Origin of the sequence: Brevundimonas sp. SPF441 (assembly GCF_009661015.1) — a bacterium.
In the GTDB taxonomy this organism is placed as follows: Bacteria; Pseudomonadota; Alphaproteobacteria; order Caulobacterales; family Caulobacteraceae; genus Brevundimonas; species Brevundimonas vesicularis.
Genome location: NZ_WJWX01000002.1, coordinates 89012 through 111847 on the forward strand (window position 1 = coordinate 89012; position 22836 = coordinate 111847).

Consider the following 22836-nt stretch of genomic DNA (forward strand, 5'->3'; position numbering starts at 1 on the left):
GCGGCGGGCCCTATGGTCCGCCGTCTTTTTTACAGCCCCTCCCACGAGCCCGATTTGACCACCTCGACCGAGCCGCTCGCGTTTCAGGACCTGATCCTGACGCTCCACCGCTATTGGGGCGAGCAGGGCTGCGCCATTCTGCAACCCTATGACATCGAGGTCGGGGCCGGCACGCTGCATCCCGCCACCGTCCTGCGCGCGCTCGGCTCCAAGCCGTGGAAGGCCGCCTATGTCCAGCCCAGCCGCCGCCCCGGCGACGGCCGCTATGGCGAAAACCCCAATCGCCTCCAACACTATTACCAATACCAGGTCATCCTGAAGCCGAACCCGGACAACCTTCAGGAGCTGTATCTGGGGTCGCTGGCGGCCATCGGCATCGATCCGAAACTGCACGACATTCGCTTCGTCGAGGACGACTGGGAGAACCCCACCGTCGGCGCCTGGGGGCTGGGCTGGGAGGTCTGGTGCGACGGGATGGAGGTGACGCAGTTCACCTATTTCCAGGGCGTCGGCGGCATCGAGGTCGATGTGGTGTCGGGCGAGCTGACCTACGGGCTGGAGCGTCTGGCCATGTACGTCCAGGGCGTGGACAACGTCTATGATCTGAAGTTTACCGAGGAGGGCCTGACCTATGGCGAGGTCTTCCTGGAGAACGAGCGCCAGCAGTCGGAAGCCAACTTCCACGGCTATGACGTGGACGGTCTGAAGCGCCGGTTCGAGGACATGGTGAGCGAGGTTCAGCGCCTGCTGGACATGCGCGGGCCGCAGGATCAGCCGCTGGTCCTGCCCGCCTACGATCAGGTTCTGAAGGCTAGTCACCTGTTCAACCTGATGGACGCCCGCGGCGCCATCGCCGTCGCCGAACGCCAGAGCTACATCGGCCGCATCCGCGAACTCTGCAAAGCCTGCGCCCTCGCCTACGTCGAACAAGAGCGGAAAACCGCCTGATGCCCCAACTTCTCCTCGAAATCTTCTCCGAAGAAATCCCCGCCCGGATGCAGCAGGGCGCGGCGCGCGACCTGGAGCGGATGGTCTCCGACCGTCTGAAGGCCGCCGGCCTGACGTGGGAGGCGCTGACGACCTATGCCGGTCCGCGCCGCCTGACCCTGGTCATCGACGGCCTGCCCACGGCCACGCCGGACCGCGAGGAAGAGATCAAGGGCCCTCGCGCCTCCGCCCCAGAACAGGCGCTGGAAGGCTTCCTGCGCAAGACCGGCCTGACGCGCGATCAACTGACCGAGCGCGACGGCGTCCTGTTCGCCGTCCTGTCGTCCAAGGGCCGCGCCACGACCGATCTGGTTGCCGAGACGGTCGATCAGGTCATCCGCACCTTCCCCTGGCCCAAGTCGATGCGCTGGGGTTCCGGAACCCTGCGCTGGGTGCGTCCGATCAAGCGCATCCTGTGCCTGTTCGACGGCAAGGTGGTGCCGTTCGAGATTGACGGAATCCAGAGCGATGCGATCACCGAGGGGCACCGCTTCCTGGGGTCCGGCGAGCTGCTGCGCGTCAGCGACTTCGTCGATTACCGCACCCAATTGGAAAAGAACTTCGTCCTGCTGGACGTCGCCGACCGCAAGCTACGCATTCTGGAACAGGCCAAGGCCGCCTGCGCCGCGCGCGGCCTGGCCTTGGTCGATGACGACGGCCTGCTGGACGAGGTGGCGGGCCTGGCGGAATGGCCGACCCCGATCCTGGGCGACATGGACCTGCAGTTCCTGGCCCTGCCGCCGGAAGTCGTGCGCCTGTCGATGAAGGTGCACCAGAAGTATTTCGCCGTCCGCGATCCGTCGAAAGAAGGCCTGGCCCCCAACTTCCTGGTCGTCGCCAACGTCGAGGCGACCGACGGGGGCAAGGCCCTGGCCGCCGGCAACAGCCGCGTCCTGAGCGCCCGCCTGAACGACGCGCGCTTCTTCTGGGACGAGGACCAGAAGGTCGGCTTCGACGCCTGGAACGCCAAACTGTCCGGCGTCACCTTCCACGCCAAACTGGGCACATTGGCCGAGCGCGTCGAGCGCATCGCCGCCTTGGCGCGCGAGATCGCGCCGCTGGTCGGCGCCGACGCCGACGAGGCCGAAACCGCCGCCCGCCTGTCCAAGGCCGACCTGCTGTCGGGCATGGTCAGCGAGTTCCCGGAACTGCAGGGGATCATGGGCGGCTATTACGCCCGTCTCGCCGGCCATTCCGACGCGATCGCCGACGCCGTGCGCGACCACTACAAACCGCAGGGCCCCGCCGACACGGTCCCGACCGCGCCCGTCACGGTCGCCGTCGCCCTGGCCGACAAGCTGGACACCCTGGTCGGGTTCTGGTTCATCAGTGAGAAGCCAACGGGCTCTAAAGACCCCTTCGCACTTCGTCGGTCGGCGCTTGGGATTGCTAGGATTTTGCTGGCATCCGGTTACCGCCTGCAGTTGAATCGACTGCTCGTGCATCACGGTCGGCGCTTAGCTGCTCAACTACTTGGTCAATTTACTGACGCCTTCCCGAACGTCGTCAAATCTGTTGAAGCCATGGGCTTCAACGTCACTCCAAATGTAAATGGAGGGTTGGGCCCTGTTGCCGAGAAGGCTCGCGTGGCCTTGAGTAGCTCCACCATTGACGACGTGCCTCCCGTTGATTGGGAGCGGGAGTATTGGACCGATCTTGGTCTGTTCTTGCTAGACCGCCTCACCGTCCTCCTCCGTGACCAAGGCCAGCGCCACGACCTCGTCGCGGCCGTCTTCGCTTTGGGCGACGACGACCTCGTCCGCATCGTGCGTCGGGTGGAGGCGCTGGCCGCCTTCCTCGCCACGGACGACGGCGCCAATCTGCTGGCCGGCTACAAGCGCGCCTCTAACATCCTGCGCGCCGAGGAGAAGAAGGGGCCGCTGCCGACCGGCATGGTCCAGACAGGCCTGCCGAACCAGCCCGAGGCCGAGACCACCCTGGCCTTCGCCGTCGGCGCCGCCCGCACCGCCGTCGAGACCGCGCTGGAGACCGAGGACTTCGCCGCCGCCATGACGGCCCTGGCGCGCCTGCGCGCGCCCGTGGACCGCTTCTTCGACGACGTTCTGGTCAACTCCGACATCCCCGCCGAACGCGAGAACCGCCTGAAACTGCTGGGCCAGGTCCGCGACGTCATGGGCCAGGTCGCGGACTTCGGTCAGATCGCGGGGTAGGACAGAACCCCTCCGTCTCTCCGCTGCGCTCCGAGCCACCTCCCCATGGAATGGGGAGGAGACGGGACTTCGCCGCATCGTCTCCTCCCCACCTGTGGGGAGGGGGACCGCGTAGCGGTGGAGGGGCTCTTAGCCTCGGATTCGATCTCTCGCCCTGTCGGCGATGAAATCGAGCACGTCGCCCAGGTCGACCCGCACCTGTTCGGCCGAGACGCGGATGACCGCAATGCCCTGGGTCGCAAGCCAGCGCGTGCGTCGTGCGTCATGCTCGCCTCGGCCTTCATGGCTTTCGCCATCGACCTCGACCGCCAGCATCGCCTCGGCGCAATAGAAGTCGAGCACATAGACGCCCGCCGGATGCTGACTGCGGAATTTCAGCCCACCCAGCGCGCGGCGGCGCAAATGGACCCACAGGCGGGCTTCGGGCGGGGTCAGGGCGCGCCGCAGGATGCGGGCGCGCGAGACGGAGCCTTCGTGCGTCAAGAACCCCTCCACCGCTTCGCGGTCCCCCTCCCCATTTCATGGGGAGGAGACGATGACGTCAAGGTTGTGCGCGCACGTCGCTAGGAAACCGCACACCCCCTCACGCATTGTTACATCCGCAATGGTCAAGGCCGCTCTCACGCGCTAGATCATGCTGCATGTGCGAGCGGGGCCAACCCGCCGGACGATCCGAAAAGCTCAGGGACTGCATGATGACTCAGTGGGTGTACGGCTTCGGCGGAGGCTCCGCCGACGGCGACGCGTCGATGAAGAACCTTCTCGGCGGCAAGGGCGCCAATCTGGCGGAAATGTCGTCGCTGGGTCTGCCGGTTCCCCCGGGCTTCACTGTCACCACCGAGGTCTGCACCCACTATTACGCCAACAACGAGACCTATCCGGCCGATCTGGACGCTCAGGTCCAGGCCGCCCTGGCCAAGGTCGAGGGCGTGGTCGGCAAGACCTTCGGCGATGTCGAAAACCCGCTGCTGGTCTCGGTGCGGTCCGGCGCGCGTGCGTCGATGCCGGGCATGATGGACACGGTGTTGAACCTGGGCCTGAACGACCAGACGGTCGAAGGTCTGGCGAAACTGTCGGGCGACCGCCGCTTCGCCTTCGACAGCTATCGTCGCTTCATCACCATGTATTCCAACGTGGTTCTGGGCCTCAGCCACGACGATTTCGAAGAGGTGCTGGACCAGCACAAGGATCGCCTGGGCGTCACGGTCGACACCGACCTGACCGCCGCCGACTGGGAGAAGGTGGTCGCCGACTACAAGGCCGTGGTCGAGCGCGAACTGGGTCACGCCTTCCCGCAGGATCCCAAGGACCAGCTGTGGGGCGCCGTGGGCGCCGTGTTCGAAAGCTGGATGAACGACCGGGCGAAATTCTATCGCCGCATGCATGACATCCCCGAAAGTTGGGGTACGGCGGTCAACGTCCAGTCGATGGTGTTCGGCAACATGGGCGAGACCTCGGCGACCGGCGTGGCCTTCACCCGCAACCCCTCGACCGGCGAGGCGCGCCTGTACGGCGAGTTCCTGATCAACGCCCAGGGCGAGGACGTGGTCGCGGGCATCCGCACCCCCCAGTCCCTGACCAAGATCGGCCGCGAGGAGATGGGCGAGATCGCCCCCTCGATGGAAGAGGCCATGCCCGAGGTCTTCGCCCAGTTCGTCGATGTCGTCGGCAAGCTGGAAAGCCACTACCGCGACATGCAGGACATCGAGTTCACGGTCGAACAGGGCCGTCTGTGGATGCTGCAGACCCGCAACGGCAAGCGCACCGCCAAGTCGGCGCTGAAGGTCGCCGTGGACCTCGCCGCCGAGGGCGTGATCTCTCAGGAAGAGGCCATCAGCCGGGTCGAGCCGTCGGCGCTGGACCAGCTGCTGCACCCGACGCTGGACCCCGATGCGGCGCGCACCGTGGTCGCCGCCGGCCTGCCGGCCTCGCCCGGCGCCGCGACCGGCAAGATCGTCTTCGACGCCGACGAGGCCGAGCGCATGTCGGGTCTGGGCGAGGCGGTCATCCTGGTGCGCGAAGAGACGAGCCCCGAGGACATCCACGGCATGCATGCGGCGCGCGGCATCGTCACCGCCCGCGGCGGCATGACCAGCCACGCCGCCGTCGTGGCGCGCGGCATGGGGCGGGCCTGCGTCTCCGGCGCCGGCGAGATCCATATCGACGAGGCCAAGGGTGTCTTCACCGCGCGCGGCCGCACCTTCAAGGCTGGCGAGGTCATCACCATCGACGGCTCCAAGGGCGAAGTGCTGGACGGCGCCGTGCCGATGATCGAGCCGGAACTGACCGGCGACTTCCAGACCCTGATGGGTTGGGCCGACAAGGTGCGCCGCCTGAAGGTCCGCGCCAACGCCGAGACCCCGCTGGACGCCAAGACCGCGCGCGGCTTCGGCGCCGAGGGCATCGGCCTGTGCCGCACCGAGCATATGTTCTTCGACGACACCCGGATCGCCGCCGTGCGCGAGATGATCCTGGCCGACGACGAGAAGGGCCGTCGCGCGGCCTTGGCCAAGATTGCGCCGTTCCAGAAGTCGGACTTCGTCGAACTGTTCGAGATCATGGCCGGCCTTCCGGTGACGGTGCGCCTGCTGGACCCGCCGCTGCACGAGTTCATTCCCCACACCGAGGAAGACATCGACGCCCTGGCCGCCTCGTCCGGCATTGACGCCGAAAAGCTGAAGCGCCGCGCCAAGGAACTGCACGAGACCAACCCGATGCTGGGCCACCGCGGCTGCCGGCTGGGCGTCGCCTATCCCGAAATCTACGAGATGCAGGTCCGCGCCATCATCGAGGCGGCGCTGGAGGTCAAGCAGAAGTCGGGCGCCGCGCCCCTGCCGGAGATCATGCACCCCCTGGTCGCCCTGGGCCTGGAGATGAAATATCTGCGCGAGCTGACCGACCGCACGGCCAAGGCCGTGTTCGAGGAGACGGGCCAGAGCCTCGACTACTTGGTCGGCACGATGATCGAACTGCCGCGCGCCGCCATCCGTGCAGGCGACCTCGCCGAATACGCCCAGTTCTTCAGCTTCGGCACCAACGACCTGACCCAGACGACGTTCGGCATTTCGCGCGACGATTCCGGCCGGTTCCTGCAGGCCTATCTGGACAAGGGCATCTTCGAAACCGATCCGTTCGTGCGTCTGGACCAAGACGGCGTGGGCGGCCTGATCGAGATCGCCGCCGAGCGCGGGCGCAAGGTCCGGCCCGAGGTCAAGCTGGGCATCTGCGGCGAACATGGCGGCGACCCGTCGTCGATCGCCTTCTGCGAACAGGCCGGGCTGGATTACGTCTCCTGCTCGCCCTACCGCGTGCCGATCGCCCGGCTGGCGGCGGCCCAGGCCGCGCTGAACGTGGAGCGCGAGAAGGACCGCTAAAAGCTACCCAAGACCCGTCATCCTCGGGCTTGACCCGAGGACCGGCGGTTCCGCCGCTGGTGCTATGACGGCGACGCACAGTCTGTCTGATGTCCGATCCTCGGGTCGAGCCCGAGGATGACGGATAGCAAGATGAAAGGGCGGTCTCGATCGAGGCCGCCCTTTTTGCTGCGGCGCCACAAAGTCGCCGATCTTGGCGGAACGCTGTATGTGTCCCGGCGTCCACATGCATTCGGCGTGTTTTCGCGCCCCTGGAACAGATGACGCTGTGACCTATTTAAGCACTCGCTGGATGGGGCTGATGATCGGCTCGGTCATCACATCTAGGAGTTAATAAGAAACAATGCGTAACATTCTTCTCGCTGCTGTCGCCGTTTCCGCAATCGCCGCTCCGGCCTTTGCTCAAACCAATCCTGAGCCGCGTGGTTACGGCTCGCTGGGCTACACTCATCTTGAAGGCGACAATGCAACGACGGGCGCTGTCACCGGTCGTCTTGGCGTCAACCTCAACCGTTACATCGCTGTGGAAACCGAAGCCTCGGTCGGCGTGAAGCATGACGACTTCACCGTCGCGGGCGTCGATGGCGAGATCAAACACGAGTGGGACGCCGCCGGTTACGTGGTCGGCAAGGTGCCGGTCTCTGACAAGCTGGAACTGTTCGCACGCGGCGGCTACGGCCACACCGAGCTGAAGCAGGAGTTCCCGGGCGCCAACACCGACGTGGGCGGCGACAGCTGGAACTACGGCGCCGGCGCCAACTACTACCTCGACGGCGTCAACGGCGTGCGCGCCGACTGGACCCGTCGCGACTACCGCGACAACGGTGGTGAAGCCGACGCCTATTCGGTCAGCTACATCCGTCGCTTCTGATCTGATCGATCAGTCCTAACGACGAAGGCGCGCTCCGCAGGGAGCGCGCCTTTTTCGTTCAGGACAGCGAAATCAGCCGAAGTCGCCAGCCAGGGCCCAACGCTGCGAGCCTTCGCCGAACGGGCGAACGAACCAGTCGCGATAGTATTCAAAGGTCTCGATGATCTTTTGTCGAAGATCGGGCGGGTTGACCGCCTCGCCGCGCTGGCGCTTCATCGCCGCCACGCAATCGACCACCATGTTCTGGTGCGCCGAGCCACCCATGCTCTTCAACACGGTGGCGATATCATGAGCCAAGCTTTCCAGGACCTGCTTGGGCGTCTTGTGAGCCATCTGGGACATCCCCTGTTCTCGACAGGAGAATGCGTGACAAAAAGTCGTGAAAGATTCAAGCGTGGCCGGGCGAGAATCATCATGGATGCGAATTAACCTGACATAACGCGGGTCGCGCGGTTTGGTTCTCTCAAGGGAGAAAACCATGACGAATTTCGATCCGGCGGCCGCTACGGCCCAATGGCTGGCGACCTTGTCGCCCCAGGAAACGGCCCGGGCCATCGCCTATACCCACGGTTCGCATTGGCTGATCCTGTGGAGCTTCCTGGTCTCGGCCCTGGTCGCCTGGATCATCGTGCGTACCGGCCTGCTGGTCGCGATCCGCAGCCGGATCGAACGTCGCCGTCGTCGGCCGATCCTGGCCAGTTTCGCCGTCGCCCTGGTCTATTCGGGCACGAGCTGGGCGCTGACCCTGCCGTGGGCGATCTATCAGGGCTGGTGGCGAGAGAAACATTATGGACTGACCAGCCAGGCCCTGGGCGGCTGGCTGGGCGAGGCTGTGATCGGCGCAGCGATTTCGGTCGTGGCGACCTCGCTGCTGCTCGTGGCGATCTATGCCCTGATCCGGCGCGCGCGTCGGTTCTGGTGGGCCTGGGCGGCCGGCGTGACGGCGGCCTTCATCGTCATCGGCCTGGTGCTCGCGCCCCTGGTGATCGAGCCGATCTTCAACACCTATACGCCCGCGCCGAACGGGCCGGTGCGCGACGCCGTCGTGACCCTCGCCAAACAGACCGGCACGCCGTCGGACAAGATCTTCATCTACAACGGCTCCAAACAGTCCGATCGCTACACCGCCAATGTCTCGGGCCTGTTCGGCACGGCGCGGGTGGCGATGAGCGACACCATGTTTAAACAGGGCGCGGACCTGGCCGAGGTGCGCGGCGTGGTCGGCCACGAGATGGGCCACTATGTCCGGGCGCACATTCTCTGGACCGTCGGCATTCTGGTCCTCCTGTCGGTGCTGGCATTTTGGCTGACCGACCGGCTCTATCCCGTAGCGCATCGTCTTTTGAGGGCGGATCGTGTGGGCGATATCTCCGACCCTGCGGGTTTGCCGGTCCTGGCCTTGGTGCTGGCCTTCCTGGGCGTGCTGGGCACCCCGGTCTTCGCCACCATGACCCGCACGATGGAGGAGGACGCCGACCACTTCTCGCTGGTTCACGCCAATGCGCCGGACGGCCTGTCCAAGGCCCTGATCAAGACCGCTGAATACCGCGCGCCATCGCCGTCGGCGATCGAGGAGTTCCTGTTCTACGATCACCCCAGCGTGGAGAACCGCATCCGCCGCGCTATGGAATGGAAGGCGACGCATCCCGCCCAAGCCTCGGCAGGGCAACCGACGCGTCGCTAGGGCATTGAAGGCTTCGCCATTCCAAGCGGAGCCTTCGCCCCATGATCGATCTCTATCGCGGCCTCGGCCTGGGCGTTCCGGCCCTGATGGACATCGCGCCTCTGATCGCGCGGGTCGTGGTCGGGGGAATGTTCTTCCTGTCCGGCTTCTACAAGCTGTTCACCCCGGCCCAGGCCGAAAAGATGCAGAAGACGATGGTCGAGGCCGGCATCGCCGCGCCGCGTCAGACCGCCAAGTTCGTCTCGGTGTGCGAGTTCGCCTTCGGCGCCCTGCTGATCATGGGCCTGTTCACCAGCCTGGCGGCCCTGGTGCTGCTGATCATCAGCCTGGTCGCCTTGGTGACCGTGGCGTCAAAGTCGGTGGAGGGGACCAGCCTCGGCTATCGCCTCTCCAGCTATTTCGACCTGCCCGAGACCCTGCTGATGGTCATCCTGGTCTGGCTGATCGCCAATGGACCGGGGCTGTGGAGCTTGGACTTCGTCCTGTTCCTGCCCCGGCTTTAGGGCTTCAGGCGGCACGCTTCCTGACGAAGACTGTCCCGGCCGAATAGCCGGCGCCGAAGCTGCAGATCAGCCCCGTATCGCCCGCCTCGAACCCGTCGTTGTGCAGGTGGAAGGCGATGATCGACCCCGCCGAGGAGGTGTTGGCGTATTCGTCCAAGATGATGACGTTCTCATCCGCCGAGGGCTCGCGACCCAGCACCTTCTTGCCGATCATCGTGTTCATGTTGATGTTGGCCTGGTGCAGCCACAGGCGCTTCAGATCATGCGGATCCAGGCCCAGTTCGCTGGCGTGATCCACGATCATGTCCGACACCATCGGCACCACGTCGCGGAAGACCTTGCGGCCCTGCTGGATGAACAGCTTGTCGTTCTGGACGCTGTCGTCGGCCTCCGGGCTGTCCAGATGCGCGGTGTCGCGCGCGTTGCGGTTCAGGAAGCCGAAGTTGTTGCGGATGTTGTTCGAGAAGGTCGTCTTCAGCCGCGTGCCCAGGACGTCCCAGCCGCCCGGTCCCGCCGTATCCGACGACTCCACGATCACCGCCGTCGCCACGTCGCCGAAGATGAAGTGGCTGTCGCGGTCGGTGAAGTTCAGATGGGCCGAACAAACCTCCGGATTGACCATCAGCACCGCCTTGACCGAGCCGCCCGCGATGAAATCCGCCGCCGTCTTGATGCCGAAGGTCGCCGAGCTGCACGCCACATTCATGTCGAAGGCGAAGCCCTCGATGCCCAGCGCCTGCTGCACTTCGATGGCCATGGCCGGATAGGCGCGCTGCATGTTCGACGCGGCGCACAGGACGGCGCCGATTTCCGAGACCGGCTTGCCCCACGCCTCGATCGCCTGACGCGCCGCCTTGACCGCCATCTCGGCCAGGATCGAGATTTCGTCATTGGAGCGTTCGGCCAGGTTCGGCGCCATCCGCTCGGGGTCGATGATCCCGGCCTTGTCCAGCACGAACCGGCTCTTGATGCCCGACGCCTTCTCGATGAACTCGGGCGAGGAGTGCGACTTGGCCTCCAGCTCGCCGGCCTCGATCTGGGCGGCGTGGCGGGCGTTCCAGCCGTCGGCCCAGGCGTTGTAGCTGTCGACCAGTTCGGCGTTCGAGACCGACTGTTCGGGGGTGAAGAGGCCGGTGGCGGCGATCACTGCATTCGACACTTGTTTGTTCCTATCGCTCGACGCGCGGCGTCTCGCTGCTTGAGGAGTGTGTTCCTATCGCTCGGCCCGCGGGACCTTGCTGCTTGATGACAGTCCGTTTCCTATCAGAACGCGTCAATAGGACGGCGGCGGCTTGCGGTCGAGACTGGCGATGATGCCGGCGGCCCAGCGCTGCACCTGGCCGCGCGGCGCCTTGGGCGTCGGCTGGTCGCGCGCGGCGATCAGCCGGTCCACCAGATCCTCGGCCTCGCAGGGCCAGCCCTCGGGCGTGACATAGAGGGGATAGGCGATCAGGGCGGCGTGGACCAAGTGATCGACGCCGGCGCGGCGGCTGCGGCGCTCGAACGTTAGCCGGTCGTCGGTCAGCCCCCATCCGGCATAGAAGGGCCGGCCATAGACCGACACCGCCTTGCCCCGCATCAGGGCCTCAAACCCGGTCAGAGAGGTCAGGGTCGCCACCCGGCGACAGGCGTTCAGACAGTCGATGATATCCAGCCCGTCGCCCACAGCATCGACCGAGGCCATGGCCCCGGCGTCCAGCCGCCCGGGCCGGTTACCCGCCAGCACGTCGGGGTGATTGCGATAGACCAGAAAGGCGTCCGGATGGTCGCGCCGCGCCGCCTCCACCAGGGCCGAATTGGTGTTCAGATCCGGCGCACAGCCCAGCAGGATCGACTTGTCGTTCTCGACCTGACCGACGACCAGCAGGATGTCACGATCGGCGGGCCAGTCCGTCGGCGCCTGACCCCGCAGATTGTATTTCGACAGGCCGGCATCGACCACGCGCGTCCGCAGGGCGGCGGCCCGCGCCAGCTGAACCGGCGACAGGTCCGAGGTCTCGATCAGGGTTTCCAGCCGCGAAGGCCGCGACGGATCGTAATAGACGCCCTGATCGTCCAGGGCGACCGACAGGGCGCCGACGAAGTCGGACCCCAAGCCCCGCGAACGGATAAAGCCGTCTTCCATCCGCACGGTCGGGCCGTCAAATGCAGCCGCCGCCTGACGCGTCGCCTCGCTCTCCTTGCCCGCCCACCAGATCAGTCGGCCGTTGGTGGCGGTCGCATGGGCGGCGGCGCGCGACGGCGACATGAAATAACGCATCGTCGCCTTGGGCGAGTTCAGCAGGCGGCGCACCGGCGGACGCTTGGCGGGGGCGAACCCGACTGCCGACCAAAAGCCCGCCAGTCGGTCGGCCCGGTCGCGCAACGCGATCAATCGCTCCAGCGCCTGTTCGGCCTCGCACCGTTCGCCGGTGACGGGATCGACATAGCGGCTGTAGGCGATCAGGGCGGCGGCGGCGACCTGTTCGATCGACCGCGCGACGCCGCGCCGCCCCGTCTGGACCGCATCGGTCGTCAGACCCCAGCCGGAATAGAAGGGCGCACCGAAACACCGCACCGGCAGGCCGCGCAACAGCGCCTCGAAGCCCAGCGCCGAGGTGACGCAATAGACCGCATCCACCGCCGCCAGCAGGTCGGCGGGCCGTACATCCGTATCGACCAGAGTGACGCCCGTCAGGTCCGTCACGCAGCCGCGCTTCTTGCCCGCCGCCACCGCCGGATGGCGTTTGACGATCAACTGGGCGTCCGGCTCGTCGCGCCGCGCGGCGGCGATCATCTCATCGAAGCTCTGGGCCGTCGCGAGGCCACAGGCGATTGAGGCGTCTCCAAACGTCTGGTCCACGATCAGCACACGCCGACCGGGTTTCAGCAGGCCCGGATCCAGCGGCCCGCCCATATTGGTCTTGGACACGCCAGACGCCACGATCCGGTCGATCAACCCGCGCGCCCGCACGGTCATGGCGGCGTCGCACCAGTCGTCGGCCGTCTGGATCAGATGCTCCAACCGACTGGGCCGCGTCGCATCATAATAGACGCCCAGATCGTCGACGATGAGGCTCAGGCTGGTCGCCCCCGCCTCGCCGATCCCGACCGATCTTAGGAACCCGTCCTCCAGCGCCACATAGGGCCGCCCGTTCTTCTGCGCCCACCGTCGCCCCGCCGCCGCCGTCGGCTTCATCCCCCAGCCCAGCGCCGCCTGCACGTCCTCGCCGGGCAGGCGACGCAGGTCATAGTCGGCCAGAAAAACGTCGAGGAACGGGACCTTCAGCACGCCGGGCGCGCACACCCAGGCCGGAATTTTCGAAGGCGTGTCGGAGGGTAGGGGCAAGGCGGGTCCGCTGAGGTTCAACGCGAGCTTTACGGCGGTTGCGTCACACCCGCCAGTCTCCTCCCCATTTCATGGGGAGGTGGCTCGAAGCGCAGCGAGAGACGGAGGGGCTCTTCAAATCATCACAGGCGTCTGTAGGACTTCCAGAGCCCCTCCACCGCTTCGCGGTCCCCCTCCCCACAAGTGGGGAGGATACAGGCTAGTCCGCCCGCGCCAGCAGGGCCTTCGCCTGCTCCAGATGCAGCCGTTCGACCATCGCCCCGTTCACGCGGATCGCGCCCCGCCCCTCGGCGTCTGGCGCGTCGAAGGCGGCGACGATCGCTCGCGCATCGGCGATCTCGGCTTCGGACGGCGAGAAGGCGGCGTTGGCGGCCGCGATCTGCGACGGGTGGATCAGGCTCTTGCCGTCGAACCCATACAGTCGTCCCTGCAGTGCCTCGGCCGCCAGGCCTTCGGCATCCTCGATCCGGTTGAACACTCCGTCGATGGCCAGCAAGCCATTGGCCCGCGCGGCGGCGACCAGCATCGCCAGCCACGGCTTGAACGGCTCGCGATCCGGCGACGCCCCGGTCCCCAACGCCTTGGCCAGGTCGTTGACCCCCAGCATCAGCCCGTCCAGCGCCCCGTCCGCCGTGGCGATGTCGGCCAGGGCCATCAAGGCGCGCGGCGTCTCGATCATGGCCCACAGGGCGCAACCCTTGGCCAAGCCGGCGGACAGGGCGTGCACGGCCTGGGGCGTCTCCACCTTGGGCGCGACGACCAATGTGGCCCCCGCCGCCTTCATCGCCACCAGGTCGTCCAGCCCCCAGTCGGTCTCCAGCCCGTTGATCCGCACGCCCAGGCACGGCCCGAACCCGCCAGCCCGAACCGCCGCGACGGCGGCGTCGCGGGCGTCAGCCTTGGCCTCGGGCGCCACGGCGTCTTCCAGGTCCAGCACGGCGACGTCGCAATCCAGCATCCGCGCCTTCTCGATCGCCCGCGCATTGGAGGCGGGCAGATAAAGGACGCTGCGGACCCGGTCGCTGCGCATCAGACGCGGCCCGTCACGGGGATCAAGGCGCCGGTCATGGCCCGGCTCTCAGGCGAGGCCAGGAACAGGATCACCGCCGCCAGATCGGCCGGCGCGACCCAGGTCGCCGGATCGGCGTCGGGCATATCCTTGCGGTTCGTCGGCGTGTCGATGATCGACGGCAGGACGGCGTTGACCGTCACCTTTGTGGTCTTCAACTCCTCGGCCAGCGCCTGGGTCAGGGCGTGGACCCCGGCCTTGGCCGCCCCATAGGCCCCCATGCCGGTCCCGGCCTTCAGCGCGGCGGCCGAGCCGACATTGACCATCCGACCCTCGGGCGAGGCCTTCAGCGCATCCAGCGCCGCGCGGCTGGCGTTCAGGGCGGTGGTGACGTTCAGCGCATGCATCCGGTCCCACGCCGGATCCGCATCGTCGGTCGTCTGCCAGACGAAGCCGCCGGCGATGTTCAGCAGGGCGTCCAGCCGCCCGAACCGCGCGATCACGGCGTCGACGGCCTTCTGCGCCTGGCTGGCGTCCGTCAGATCGACCCCGCCGACCTCCAGCACGCCGTCGGGCACGGCATGGCCTGAGGCATGGTCGATGACCGCGACCTGCCAGCCGCCTTTCAGCGCCGCCTCCAGCACCGCCCGGCCCAGGACGCCGTGTCCGCCCGTGATTGCGACTGTCCGCTGCATCATCCGATCCTCCATGTCGCCGGGGACCATAGAGCCGGCTGCGGCCGGATCAACCGGCCCCAATCAAGCGTCGGCGAACACCTTCGCCATCAACCGCTCCAGCGCCTCCTGATCGTCCGTATCGAAGGCGGCCGGCGTCGTCGCATCCACGTCGAACACCGCGATCAGGGCACCCGAAGCGTCGCGCACCGGCACCACGATCTCGCTGGCCGAACGGCTGTCGCAGGCGATATGGCCGGGGAAGGCGTGCACATCCTCGATCAACTGCGTCTGGCCCGTCGCTGCGGCCGCGCCGCACACTCCGCGCCCGAACGCGATGCGCAGGCACCCCAGCGTTCCCTGATACGGCCCGACCACCAGTTCATCCTCCTTTTCCGGCGCCACGACATAGAAGCCGGTCCAGAAATAGTGCTCGAACGCATCCGCCAGCATCGAGGCCACCGTCGCCATTCGCGCCGTTACATTCGGCTCGCCGTCCAGCACGGCCAGGACTTCCGCCTCGACCTCCAGATAGCGCGCCGCCTTGTCGGCGGGACGATCGTTGCGGGCGACATAGGCCATGGAAAAACTCCGGAGCAGGACAGGCTGGCGATATAGGCGAGCGCTCGGCCGAAGGGGAGGGGCACCGTCATTCGCCGCCGCTTCGCCGGGAACGCTTCCGTACGCCCCTGTGTTGGCTCTGGGAGACAACGACGGAGGCTCGCGTGACATCAACCCTTTCACGATCGCTCAGCCTGATCGCCGCCCTGATGCTGTCGGCCGCCGCGGCCGCCTGCGGTCAGGACGCCGGCGCGCCTGGGCCAGCTGACGCGACGCAGACCCCCGCGCCGTCCGCGCCAGAGCCGACAGCACCGCCTCCGGAACCGGCGAAAATCAACACGAACCCTGCGACCTCGTCGTCAGCGTCAGCAACGCCGGCGGCGTCACGCAAGCCCTGTTATCTCTCGATCGACGGCAAGGTTCTGCTCGACGAGCCCTGCCTCGTCTATCCGTTCGGCGACGGCGGCTACACGATGAACGCCTGGTCCGAGGGCAAGCCCAAGAACTCACATTTCGCCGTCGTCGTCCTGATGGCCGACGGCTCGGCCGACGCCACCTGGAACGCCGACCCCGACGACGACAAGGCCGGCGATCCGCTTGGAACGGTCCGCCTGGACGGCTACTGCTGGACGAATGACCGCGCGCGCATCTGCGTGCGGTGACCCTCGTTTCGAAGCCCGTGGCCCGCCTTCATATCCAGTGACAGCGGGCGGCGTTGTTGAGGAGGCGGGCGGATTCGAAGATCAGATGATCGGCGGACAGCGGCTTGGGGATGACGACGTCGGCGCCGGCGCGTGAGGCCAGATCGCGATGGTTGGACGAGGCGTTGGCCGTCAGCATGGCGATCGGGAGCCTGTTGATCTCGCGCTGCTGTTCGCCTCTGCGGATGCTGCGGATGGCCTCGACGCCGTCCATGACCGGCATCTGCATGTCCATCATGATCAGGTCGTAGGCGTGCGCCGACCACAGATCGACGGCTTCCTGGCCGTTTTCGGCGACATCGATCTGACAGCCGAAGCCGCTGAGAAGCGCCTGGACGACCTGCTGGTTGACGAGATTGTCCTCCGCCAAGAGAATCCGCGCGCCATAGAGTCGATCCAGCGCCTCCACATGGCTTTCGCTTTCGCGGGTGATCTCGCCACTGGGATCCATCGGCAGGTCGAGAACGAAGAGCGTTCCCCGACCGGGCTTTGAACGCACCCTGACGCCGCCGCTCATCAGCTCCGCCAGACGACGACTGATGGAGAGGCCAAGGCCCGTGCCGCCGAACCGCCGCGAGATGGAATCGTCGGCCTGGCTGAACGGCGAGAACAGCAGTTTGGCCGTCGATCGATCAAAGCCCATGCCGGTATCGGCGACGCGGATGCGAAGGCGCCTGGACGGCTTCGAGTAGCGCGCATCGACCAGCACCTGGCCGACCGCAGTGAACTTGATGGCGTTGGAGACCAGGTTCAGCACGATCTGACGCAGGCGGGCCCCGTCGCCTATGAGATGGGCTGGAAGACCGTCGAACCGGGAGATCAGCTCAAGTCCCTTTTCGCTTGCCAGCGGCCGCATCAGATCGACCGCGCCGGAGATGGTGTCGGACGGCGCAAAGGGTTCGTCGACAAGGTTCATCTCGCCGGCCTGGATTTTGGACAGGTCCAGCACATCGTCCAGGATGCGCCTCAACGTCTCGCCGGACTTGATGATCAGATCGACCTTTTGACGGGCATCGTCGGACAGGTCGGCGCCTGACAGGGACTGCGCCAGGCCCAGGACGCCGTTCAACGGCGTACGAACCTCATGGCTCATCGTCGCGAGGAAGGTATCGCGCAGCGCGGCGGCGCGTTCGGCGACGAGCCGCGCTTCCGAAAGGGCCTCCAGAGCCAGCACATGTTCGGTCACCTCGAAACGGATGGCCGTGTAGGACGTCGGGCCCTCGGGACCGCTGAGCGCCGGCACGATGGTCGTGTCGACCCAGTAGAGGGAGCCGTCCTTGCGACGGTTCCGCAACGTGCCGGTCCACACCTTGCCGCTGCGGATCGTGCGATACAGATCCTGGAAGAAGGCCTTGGAATGCAGGCCGGAGTTCACGATCCGATGGGTCGAGCCGATCAACTCCTCTCGGCTGTAGCCGCTGACCGCCACGAACTTCTCGTTGCAGTCGGTGATGACCCCATGTCGATCGGTCGTCACCAGAATAGCCGCGACTTCGAGCGCTCTTCGAAGCTCGGCATCGAGCGCGCCTCCCGTGCTCATCCCCAGCGATCGTGTCTCCGTGACTGGGTGGGCGGGATGTCTTCTGACCGACGCCATCGGCTCTTTCCGGTTGTTGCCTCGCCACTTTGTTTCCAAAGGCTTGCTTGGCAATCTAGGATTGCGCCGGTACGAAATCATTTCCTTCTGGATGCGCTGTTAGGAGTTCGGTAGCCCTAAGGGTTGACCTCCGTCTATCTTGCAGGTTGCGGCCAATCCTGTCACACCAGACCTATGGGTGTTCGGGGGACGATGGACGAGTTCACCGTGCGGGCGTTCGATGATCCCGCGATGGCGTTGTATGCGCTCGACACCGCCTTGCTCGAACTCGATCGCCAGCTTGATCGCGTCCTGCGCGCCGATGGTCAAAGCAATGCCGCCGTCCGCGCCTTGAGCCTGATCGCCGGCGAGGGCCGTCGCGGCGTCAAACAATGCGCTCTCGGATCGACGCTTCAGGCGCCGCCGGCCTCGCTGTCGCGTCTGGTCGATCATCTGGTTCGCGCCGATCTGGTCAAGCGTTCGCCCCATCCGAACGACCGGCGCGTCACCATGCTGGAAATCACCGAGGCAGGCCGCGCCGTTCTCGAAGATCGGCGGTCGCAATACGGCCGTCTGGCCGGACTGTTGACCAGCGAGGGTCTGACGACCGCCGCCCAGCTGATCCCGCTGCTGCAGGCCATGGCAAAGGACGTCGGTCACGCCGCGACCTGACGTCAGACCGGCGCAAACAATGCTTCCGCTGTGAAACAGTCTACAGGCTGAAGAGACTTCAACCGGCCTTTAGATCGAACCTCGTCCAACTGACCGCCATGCAAGGGGGCCGTCATGTCGGACGCAATGAATCTGGACCAAAGACTTCGCTTCTTGAAGCTGGACAAGGCCGCGAGGTCTCGTCTCGCTGACGCCAGACCCGTCATCGAGGCCGCGCTTCAGCCCAGCCTTGAAGCCTTTTACGCCCAGGTTCGTGCGACGCCGGACGTGGCCCGCTTCTTCGGTGCGGAAAGCCAGATCGCGGGGGCCAAGGACGCCCAGGCGCGACACTGGGGCCTGATCGCCTCGGGCGCCTTTGATCCGGCCTATGTCGAGGGCGTGCGCCGCATCGGCCAAACCCACGCCCGGATCGGCCTGGAGCCGCGCTGGTATATCGGCGGCTACGCCCTGGTCCTGGAAGGGCTGATCGAGGCGATCGTCACATCCCACGCCAAGACGCGGTCGCTGTTTTCGAAGCGCGACGACGGCAAGGCCTTGTCTGCGACACTGGCCAGCGTTGTGAAGGCCGCCATGCTCGACATGGATTTCGTCATTTCGCTGTATCTGGAAGCCTCCGAGACCAAGCGCCTGGAGGCGGACCAGAAGCGCGCAGAGGCCGAGGCCGAGCAGACGCGGGTGGTGGAGGATACGGCGGCGGCTCTGGCGGCCCTGGCGCAGGGCGATCTGCGAACCCGCATCGCGTCCGACTTTACCGGTGGCTACGCGCGCCTGAAGACCGACTTCAACACCGCCATGCAGCGTTTGGACGACGCCATGGCCGAGATCGCCGGCAATACGGGCGCCATGCAACTGGGCGCCGCCGAAATCAGCGAAGCCGCCGACGACCTGTCGCGGCGCACCGAGCATCAGGCGGCCACGCTGGAGGAAACGGCGGCCGCGCTGGACGAGATCACCGCTACGGTGAAGCGGGCGGCCGAAGGCGCCAGTCGCGCCGCCGCGGTCGTCGAAACCTCGCGTCAATCCGCCGAGCAGTCGCGCGAGGTGGTCAGCCGCGCCGTCGAAGCCATGACCGCGATCGAACAGTCGTCGTCGCAGATCAACCAGATCATCGGCGTCATCGACGAGATCGCCTTCCAAACCAACCTTCTGGCCTTGAACGCGGGCGTCGAGGCCGCGCGCGCGGGCGACGCGGGGCGAGGGTTCGCCGTAGTGGCCTCCGAGGTTCGGGCCCTGGCGCAGCGCTCCGCAGAGGCGGCCAAGGAGATCAAGTCGCTGATCACCACCTCGTCCGTCCAGGTGAAGTCCGGCGTCACCCTGGTCGCGGAAACGGGCGACGCCCTGTCGTCCATCGTCAAGCGCGTCGCCGAAATCGACGAGCTCATGAACGAGATTACGGCCTCGACGCGCGAGCAGTCGACGGCGCTGGAAGAGGTCAACACCGCCGTCAACCAGATGGACCAGGTGACCCAGCAGAACGCCGCCATGGTCGAACAGTCGACGGCGGCCAGCCATAGCCTGACCTCTGAGAGCCGTCAGCTGTCGGATCTGGTCCAGCGCTTCAGCCTGACGCGCGAAACCGCGCTGAGCAGCCGAGCCCTCGCCGCGCCGGCGCCGCGCAAGCCGAGCGCGCCCCGGCCTACGCGCTCAACCGCGATGCGATCCTCCGGCTCGGCCGCCCTGGCCGTCGTGGAGGAGGCGGGCACGGCCGGCTGGGAGGAGTTCTGAAAATGAGCGAAGGAAGCGCGAGCTACCGGATGACCTTGGCCTGCGGGCGGCTTTTGATGCTCGACGAAATCAATGCGCTGACGTTGCGCTGGAACGAAGCCCTGGCCGCCAGCCAGACCGACGAACAGACCTTTCAGACGATATCCAGCGCCTGGCGCGAAATGGGCGCCTTCATCAGCCGCGCCGTCTTTCAGAACGCCGCCGACGTCCGCCGACTATCGCTCGAACACCGCTGCCAAAGCGCCGGAAACGACAATGGCTGAAGCCGATTTCTTAGACCGCGTTCTGACGGCCTAATGCGCCGGGACCACTCGAGAGTGGCCCAAGCACCACGTGAAAAGCACCTAATCTTTCCGGCTGCTGATCAATTCAGCACGTGATGGTGCCTCCGGTTGTTCTGGATTTGCGTTGACGGCATGCAGCTAGGGACGCTGGAAAAACAGACTAAATACGCTCTGCGGATCAGGTTTGCCGGCTCAGCCAATGATCCAGACTGATCGGCCCGGCGCCGAACCTGATGATGTAGAGCAGCACCGTCGCCCAGAGCAGGTGGGTCGGCCAACCGAGGGGATAGACGAAAACCTCGATCACTATGGTCATGCCCAGAAGCGCGAGCGCGGCGAAGCGCGCGCCGAGGCCGAGCACCAGCAGGATCGGGAACAGATGTTCCGAATAGGTCGCCAGGTGGGCGGCGATATCGCTGGGGATCAGAGGCAGTCGGTATTCCTCGGCGAACAGAGCATAGGTGCTGTCTGTGATGGTCAGCAGGCCCTCCACCTTTGTCCGGCCGGAAAGAAAAAAGATCGCCGCGATTGATACGCGTGCGATCAGGCTGAGCACCGGCAGGGGGATCGCGGCCTGGGCCAGGCGTGGGAGGGCCGCCAAGAAGGGGCGCGGCGACGATGCGGCGGTCAGTTCGGTCATTGTGGCGCTCCGGTATCGATGCGGGTGAAGGCGCCGCTCAGAAGCAGATCTCTGAACAGCTCGGACAGATTGGCTGCGGGATCGGCGGCGAGGGCGGCGAGGGCCGCCGCTCCGACAGTGCGGCCGTGACGACAGGCGTCAAGGAAGGCGAACTGGGGCCGGTTCAGCCGATGGGTCTGGACCTCCATTTCCGGACGCACGATCAACAGGCCCTCAGGGGACTGGTCCCACAGCATGTCTTCCGAAGGCATAGCCAGACGATTGGCCAGCCAGATCGATGGCGCGGTCCAGTCGAACCAGAAGACTTGCGCAGACGGATGCAGGACCGCGCTGCCGGCGTTGAGAGCAGTGTGCGACAGGGCGGCGACCGTCCCAGGGCGCAGGGTCGGTGCGTCAGCGGCGCGGTGCGCGCGGCTCCATGCGCGATCAAGACGGGCGACAGGCGGCAGAAACGGAAGTTCAAACGCGGGCGGAAACGTCGCCAGCCACTCCGGGAGGCCCTCGCCATAGGCATCGAGAACCGGGGAGGAGGGAGGCGCGCTGTCGGCGTAGATCAGAGCGGCGTCGCGAAACCAGTCCGGACCGACCAACCGTTCGGCCGTCGGATAGAGACCCGCCAGGGCGTCGGCACGCCCCTTGGCCACCGTGTTTCGATAAACCGCCAGTCCGGGCGCATTCGGGTCCGCCAGCCACGGTGTGAGCATGGAGCCTTGCCCCTGTAAGGCCAGGGAGAAGCTCGCATGAAATGACAGCATCGGATCGTCAGGCGGCGCACTGGACATGGCAGGCCTCCATTATGGCGACGGCTTGATCGCGTTCGGCGATCAACTCGGCGAAGTCGGGGATGTTGTCGTCGCGCTCGATCAGCGTGGGACGCGGCCCGATCCGCATGAGTGTCTCGGCATAGAGGGACCAGACGGCGTCGCTGACCGGCGCGTCGTGGGTATCGATCAACAGCGCCTCTGCGTGGACGGGATCGGGCGCAAAGCCGGCCAGATGGATTTCGCCGATGAGATCGGCCGGAACGGCCGCCAGATAGTCCCGCGGGTCGGCGCCCAGATTGTTGGCGCTGATGTGCACATTGTTCAGATCGAGCAGCAGGCCACAGCCTGTCGCGGCGGCCAGTTCGACCAGGAAATCGACTTCCCCCATCTCGTGGCCTTTCAGGTCGAGGTACAGGGACGGGTTCTCGATCAGCAGGCGTCGGCCCAGTGCGTCCTGCGCGCGCCCGACGTTGTCGCTGACCCGCTTCAACATCTGTCGGGTGCGCGGAAACGGGAGCAGATCAGGATGATAGACGCCGCCGCCCCGCGACCAGGCCAGATGCTCGGACATCAGAAACGGCTCGAACCGGTCAGCGAGCATCTTGAGCCGCGCCAGATGCTCCGGGTCCGGCGCCTCGTCTCCGCCGAGCGACAACCCGACACCATGAAGGGACAGAGACTTTTCTCGGCGGATGGCCTCCAGCCATTTCAAGCGAGGGCCGCCATCGATCATATAGTTCTCGGGATGGACCTCGAACCACAGACCGGCCGCCTGAGACGCCAGAGCCTCGTCGTAATGGCGGGCTTTGAGGCCCAGTCCCACGGTGGGGACAGGCGTCGTGGCGATCGATCCATGGTTCATCGGTCCAGCTCCGATCAGCGCGAGACGGGAGTCAGCGAGCCGTTGCCGCGCGGGGTGCGGATGCTGGTGCAGGTGCCGGCGGGCGTGTGCTTCCAGGCGTTGCCCTGGTAGTCGCGCACCGAAGTGCCGGCGCAGGTCGTGCCGGGGCCGGCGGCGCAGTCGTTCTTGCCGGCCAGAGCGATGCCGTAGCATTTCTCCATGGCGGCCGGCCTGATCTCGGCGTTCCTGGTCGATTGGGCGTGGGCCATGCCGGCGCCGGCGGTCAGGGCGACAAGGGTTGCGGCGGCGATCTTTGTGCGAGTCATGCAAGAGGTCCTTCTCGAAAAGCACGGCCGTCCGTGGCCGCTGAATCCGCCTTTCGCCGACGACCCGCCGCGCGTTACATTTTCGAGCCAACTATTTTTCGTGCATCATTTTGCGAGACGCCATGTAACCGTCGCGGTCTCCGCA

Annotated in this window: 22 protein-coding genes; 10 read left to right on the forward strand and 12 right to left on the reverse strand. The window is 66.1% G+C overall.

Annotation, left to right across the window (positions count from 1 at the left end):
• The first annotated feature begins 12 nt into the window (after positions 1-12).
• Positions 13-948: a glycine--tRNA ligase subunit alpha gene (locus GGC30_RS02075; protein WP_153922475.1), complete on the forward strand. Its 936-nt coding sequence runs from the start codon at positions 13-15 to the stop codon at positions 946-948.
• On the forward strand, positions 948-3158 hold the full coding sequence (gene glyS, locus GGC30_RS02080; RefSeq protein WP_153922477.1) for a glycine--tRNA ligase subunit beta: 2211 nt from the start codon (positions 948-950) through the stop codon (positions 3156-3158). The genes GGC30_RS02075 and glyS overlap by 1 nt, the downstream gene beginning before the upstream one ends.
• Before the next feature lie 129 nt (positions 3159-3287).
• Here the strand turns inward: glyS and GGC30_RS02085 are convergent, their stop codons facing one another.
• A complete protein-coding gene (locus GGC30_RS02085) occupies positions 3288-3641 on the reverse strand; it encodes an endonuclease domain-containing protein (RefSeq protein ID WP_153922479.1) in 354 nt (117 codons plus the stop codon).
• A gap of 209 nt (positions 3642-3850) precedes the next feature.
• On the opposite strand from GGC30_RS02085, the gene ppdK reads away from it, so the two are divergent.
• Positions 3851-6532 carry a pyruvate, phosphate dikinase gene (gene ppdK / locus GGC30_RS02090; RefSeq protein WP_153922481.1) on the forward strand — a complete coding sequence of 894 codons (2682 nt, stop codon included), beginning with the start codon at positions 3851-3853 and terminating at the stop codon, positions 6530-6532.
• Positions 6533-6875: 343 nt separating this feature from the next.
• Positions 6876-7403 carry a porin family protein gene (locus tag GGC30_RS02095; RefSeq protein WP_017504785.1) on the forward strand — a complete coding sequence of 176 codons (528 nt, stop codon included), beginning with the start codon at positions 6876-6878 and terminating at the stop codon, positions 7401-7403.
• Positions 7404-7475: 72 nt separating this feature from the next.
• Here the strand turns inward: GGC30_RS02095 and GGC30_RS02100 are convergent, their stop codons facing one another.
• Positions 7476-7745 (reverse strand): hypothetical protein, encoded by a 270-nt coding sequence (locus GGC30_RS02100; protein ID WP_017504786.1) that lies wholly within the window; start codon positions 7743-7745, stop codon positions 7476-7478.
• Positions 7746-7881: 136 nt separating this feature from the next.
• Here GGC30_RS02100 and GGC30_RS02105 point away from each other — a divergent pair, with 136 nt between their 5' ends.
• Together GGC30_RS02105 and GGC30_RS02110 are read left to right on the forward strand one after the other, a co-directional pair.
• Positions 7882-9087 (forward strand): M48 family metallopeptidase, encoded by a 1206-nt coding sequence (locus tag GGC30_RS02105; RefSeq protein WP_153922483.1) that lies wholly within the window; start codon positions 7882-7884, stop codon positions 9085-9087.
• 41 nt (positions 9088-9128) lie between these two features.
• Positions 9129-9590: a DoxX family protein gene (locus GGC30_RS02110; protein ID WP_153922485.1), complete on the forward strand. Its 462-nt coding sequence runs from the start codon at positions 9129-9131 to the stop codon at positions 9588-9590.
• 4 nt (positions 9591-9594) lie between these two features.
• On the opposite strand, the gene GGC30_RS02115 is transcribed toward GGC30_RS02110, so the two are convergent.
• The 5 genes from GGC30_RS02115 to GGC30_RS02135 all read right to left on the reverse strand — a co-directional run bounded on the left by GGC30_RS02115 (position 9595) and on the right by GGC30_RS02135 (position 15183).
• The gene (locus tag GGC30_RS02115; RefSeq protein WP_370451836.1) at positions 9595-10749 is read right to left on the reverse strand and encodes a beta-ketoacyl-ACP synthase III; all 1155 of its coding nucleotides are present in this window, start codon (positions 10747-10749) and stop codon (positions 9595-9597) included.
• 114 nt (positions 10750-10863) lie between these two features.
• Positions 10864-12918 (reverse strand): capsular polysaccharide biosynthesis protein, encoded by a 2055-nt coding sequence (locus GGC30_RS02120; protein WP_153922487.1) that lies wholly within the window; start codon positions 12916-12918, stop codon positions 10864-10866.
• 199 nt (positions 12919-13117) lie between these two features.
• Complete coding sequence (locus GGC30_RS02125; protein WP_153922489.1) at positions 13118-13948, reverse strand: CoA ester lyase; 831 nt, start codon at positions 13946-13948, stop codon at positions 13118-13120.
• Entirely contained in the window at positions 13948-14625 is a 678-nt protein-coding gene (locus GGC30_RS02130) for an SDR family NAD(P)-dependent oxidoreductase (protein ID WP_153922490.1), read from the reverse strand. Before GGC30_RS02130 ends, GGC30_RS02125 begins: the two co-directional genes overlap by 1 nt.
• Positions 14626-14685: 60 nt before the next feature.
• Positions 14686-15183 carry a GAF domain-containing protein gene (locus GGC30_RS02135; protein ID WP_153922493.1) on the reverse strand — a complete coding sequence of 166 codons (498 nt, stop codon included), beginning with the start codon at positions 15181-15183 and terminating at the stop codon, positions 14686-14688.
• Between the two features lie 143 nt (positions 15184-15326).
• On the opposite strand from GGC30_RS02135, the gene GGC30_RS02140 reads away from it, so the two are divergent.
• Positions 15327-15824, forward strand: coding sequence for a hypothetical protein (locus tag GGC30_RS02140; protein ID WP_153922495.1), 498 nt, complete (start codon positions 15327-15329; stop codon positions 15822-15824).
• Positions 15825-15852: 28 nt separating this feature from the next.
• Here GGC30_RS02140 and GGC30_RS02145 read toward each other — a convergent pair whose 3' ends face one another.
• Positions 15853-17403: an ATP-binding protein gene (locus GGC30_RS02145; protein ID WP_194943503.1), complete on the reverse strand. Its 1551-nt coding sequence runs from the start codon at positions 17401-17403 to the stop codon at positions 15853-15855.
• Between the two features lie 249 nt (positions 17404-17652).
• On the opposite strand from GGC30_RS02145, the gene GGC30_RS02150 reads away from it, so the two are divergent.
• From GGC30_RS02150 to GGC30_RS02160, 3 genes are all read left to right on the forward strand, one after another.
• Positions 17653-18111 carry a MarR family winged helix-turn-helix transcriptional regulator gene (locus tag GGC30_RS02150; RefSeq protein WP_194943504.1) on the forward strand — a complete coding sequence of 153 codons (459 nt, stop codon included), beginning with the start codon at positions 17653-17655 and terminating at the stop codon, positions 18109-18111.
• 114 nt (positions 18112-18225) lie between these two features.
• On the forward strand, positions 18226-19836 hold the full coding sequence (locus GGC30_RS16685; protein WP_153922501.1) for a globin-coupled sensor protein: 1611 nt from the start codon (positions 18226-18228) through the stop codon (positions 19834-19836).
• Positions 19837-19838: 2 nt separating this feature from the next.
• Positions 19839-20099 (forward strand): hypothetical protein, encoded by a 261-nt coding sequence (locus GGC30_RS02160; RefSeq protein ID WP_153922503.1) that lies wholly within the window; start codon positions 19839-19841, stop codon positions 20097-20099.
• 199 nt (positions 20100-20298) lie between these two features.
• Here the strand turns inward: GGC30_RS02160 and GGC30_RS02165 are convergent, their stop codons facing one another.
• Genes GGC30_RS02165 through GGC30_RS02180 form a run of 4 tightly spaced genes read right to left on the reverse strand, consistent with a single transcriptional unit; the run spans position 20299 to position 22691 of the window.
• Positions 20299-20760, reverse strand: coding sequence for a DoxX family protein (locus GGC30_RS02165; RefSeq protein ID WP_153922505.1), 462 nt, complete (start codon positions 20758-20760; stop codon positions 20299-20301).
• Positions 20757-21542, reverse strand: coding sequence for a DNA-binding domain-containing protein (locus tag GGC30_RS02170; protein ID WP_153922507.1), 786 nt, complete (start codon positions 21540-21542; stop codon positions 20757-20759). Before GGC30_RS02170 ends, GGC30_RS02165 begins: the two co-directional genes overlap by 4 nt.
• Positions 21523-22386, reverse strand: coding sequence for a DUF692 domain-containing protein (locus GGC30_RS02175; protein ID WP_153922509.1), 864 nt, complete (start codon positions 22384-22386; stop codon positions 21523-21525). Before GGC30_RS02175 ends, GGC30_RS02170 begins: the two co-directional genes overlap by 20 nt.
• A 14-nt stretch (positions 22387-22400) precedes the next feature.
• Positions 22401-22691 (reverse strand): DUF2282 domain-containing protein, encoded by a 291-nt coding sequence (locus GGC30_RS02180; protein WP_153922511.1) that lies wholly within the window; start codon positions 22689-22691, stop codon positions 22401-22403.
• Positions 22692-22836: the final 145 nt, after the last annotated feature.

Excerpts from the sequence above, each read along its gene's own strand:
- GGC30_RS02075 (WP_153922475.1), top strand. The coding sequence starts at position 13 with ATGGTCCGCCGTCTTTTTTACAGCCCCTCCCACGAGCCCGATTTGACC.
- glyS (WP_153922477.1), top strand. The coding sequence starts at position 948 with ATGCCCCAACTTCTCCTCGAAATCTTCTCCGAAGAAATCCCCGCCCGG.
- ppdK (WP_153922481.1), top strand. The coding sequence starts at position 3,851 with ATGATGACTCAGTGGGTGTACGGCTTCGGCGGAGGCTCCGCCGACGGC.
- GGC30_RS02095 (WP_017504785.1), top strand. The coding sequence starts at position 6,876 with ATGCGTAACATTCTTCTCGCTGCTGTCGCCGTTTCCGCAATCGCCGCT.
- GGC30_RS02100 (WP_017504786.1), bottom strand. The coding sequence starts at position 7,745 with ATGTCCCAGATGGCTCACAAGACGCCCAAGCAGGTCCTGGAAAGCTTG.
- GGC30_RS02105 (WP_153922483.1), top strand. The coding sequence starts at position 7,882 with ATGACGAATTTCGATCCGGCGGCCGCTACGGCCCAATGGCTGGCGACC.
- GGC30_RS02110 (WP_153922485.1), top strand. The coding sequence starts at position 9,129 with ATGATCGATCTCTATCGCGGCCTCGGCCTGGGCGTTCCGGCCCTGATG.
- GGC30_RS02125 (WP_153922489.1), bottom strand. The coding sequence starts at position 13,948 with ATGCGCAGCGACCGGGTCCGCAGCGTCCTTTATCTGCCCGCCTCCAAT.
- GGC30_RS02130 (WP_153922490.1), bottom strand. The coding sequence starts at position 14,625 with ATGATGCAGCGGACAGTCGCAATCACGGGCGGACACGGCGTCCTGGGC.
- GGC30_RS02135 (WP_153922493.1), bottom strand. The coding sequence starts at position 15,183 with ATGGCCTATGTCGCCCGCAACGATCGTCCCGCCGACAAGGCGGCGCGC.
- GGC30_RS02145 (WP_194943503.1), bottom strand. The coding sequence starts at position 17,403 with ATGAGCACGGGAGGCGCGCTCGATGCCGAGCTTCGAAGAGCGCTCGAA.
- GGC30_RS02150 (WP_194943504.1), top strand. The coding sequence starts at position 17,653 with ATGGACGAGTTCACCGTGCGGGCGTTCGATGATCCCGCGATGGCGTTG.
- GGC30_RS16685 (WP_153922501.1), top strand. The coding sequence starts at position 18,226 with ATGTCGGACGCAATGAATCTGGACCAAAGACTTCGCTTCTTGAAGCTG.
- GGC30_RS02160 (WP_153922503.1), top strand. The coding sequence starts at position 19,839 with ATGAGCGAAGGAAGCGCGAGCTACCGGATGACCTTGGCCTGCGGGCGG.
- GGC30_RS02165 (WP_153922505.1), bottom strand. The coding sequence starts at position 20,760 with ATGACCGAACTGACCGCCGCATCGTCGCCGCGCCCCTTCTTGGCGGCC.
- GGC30_RS02170 (WP_153922507.1), bottom strand. The coding sequence starts at position 21,542 with ATGTCCAGTGCGCCGCCTGACGATCCGATGCTGTCATTTCATGCGAGC.
- GGC30_RS02175 (WP_153922509.1), bottom strand. The coding sequence starts at position 22,386 with ATGAACCATGGATCGATCGCCACGACGCCTGTCCCCACCGTGGGACTG.
- GGC30_RS02180 (WP_153922511.1), bottom strand. The coding sequence starts at position 22,691 with ATGACTCGCACAAAGATCGCCGCCGCAACCCTTGTCGCCCTGACCGCC.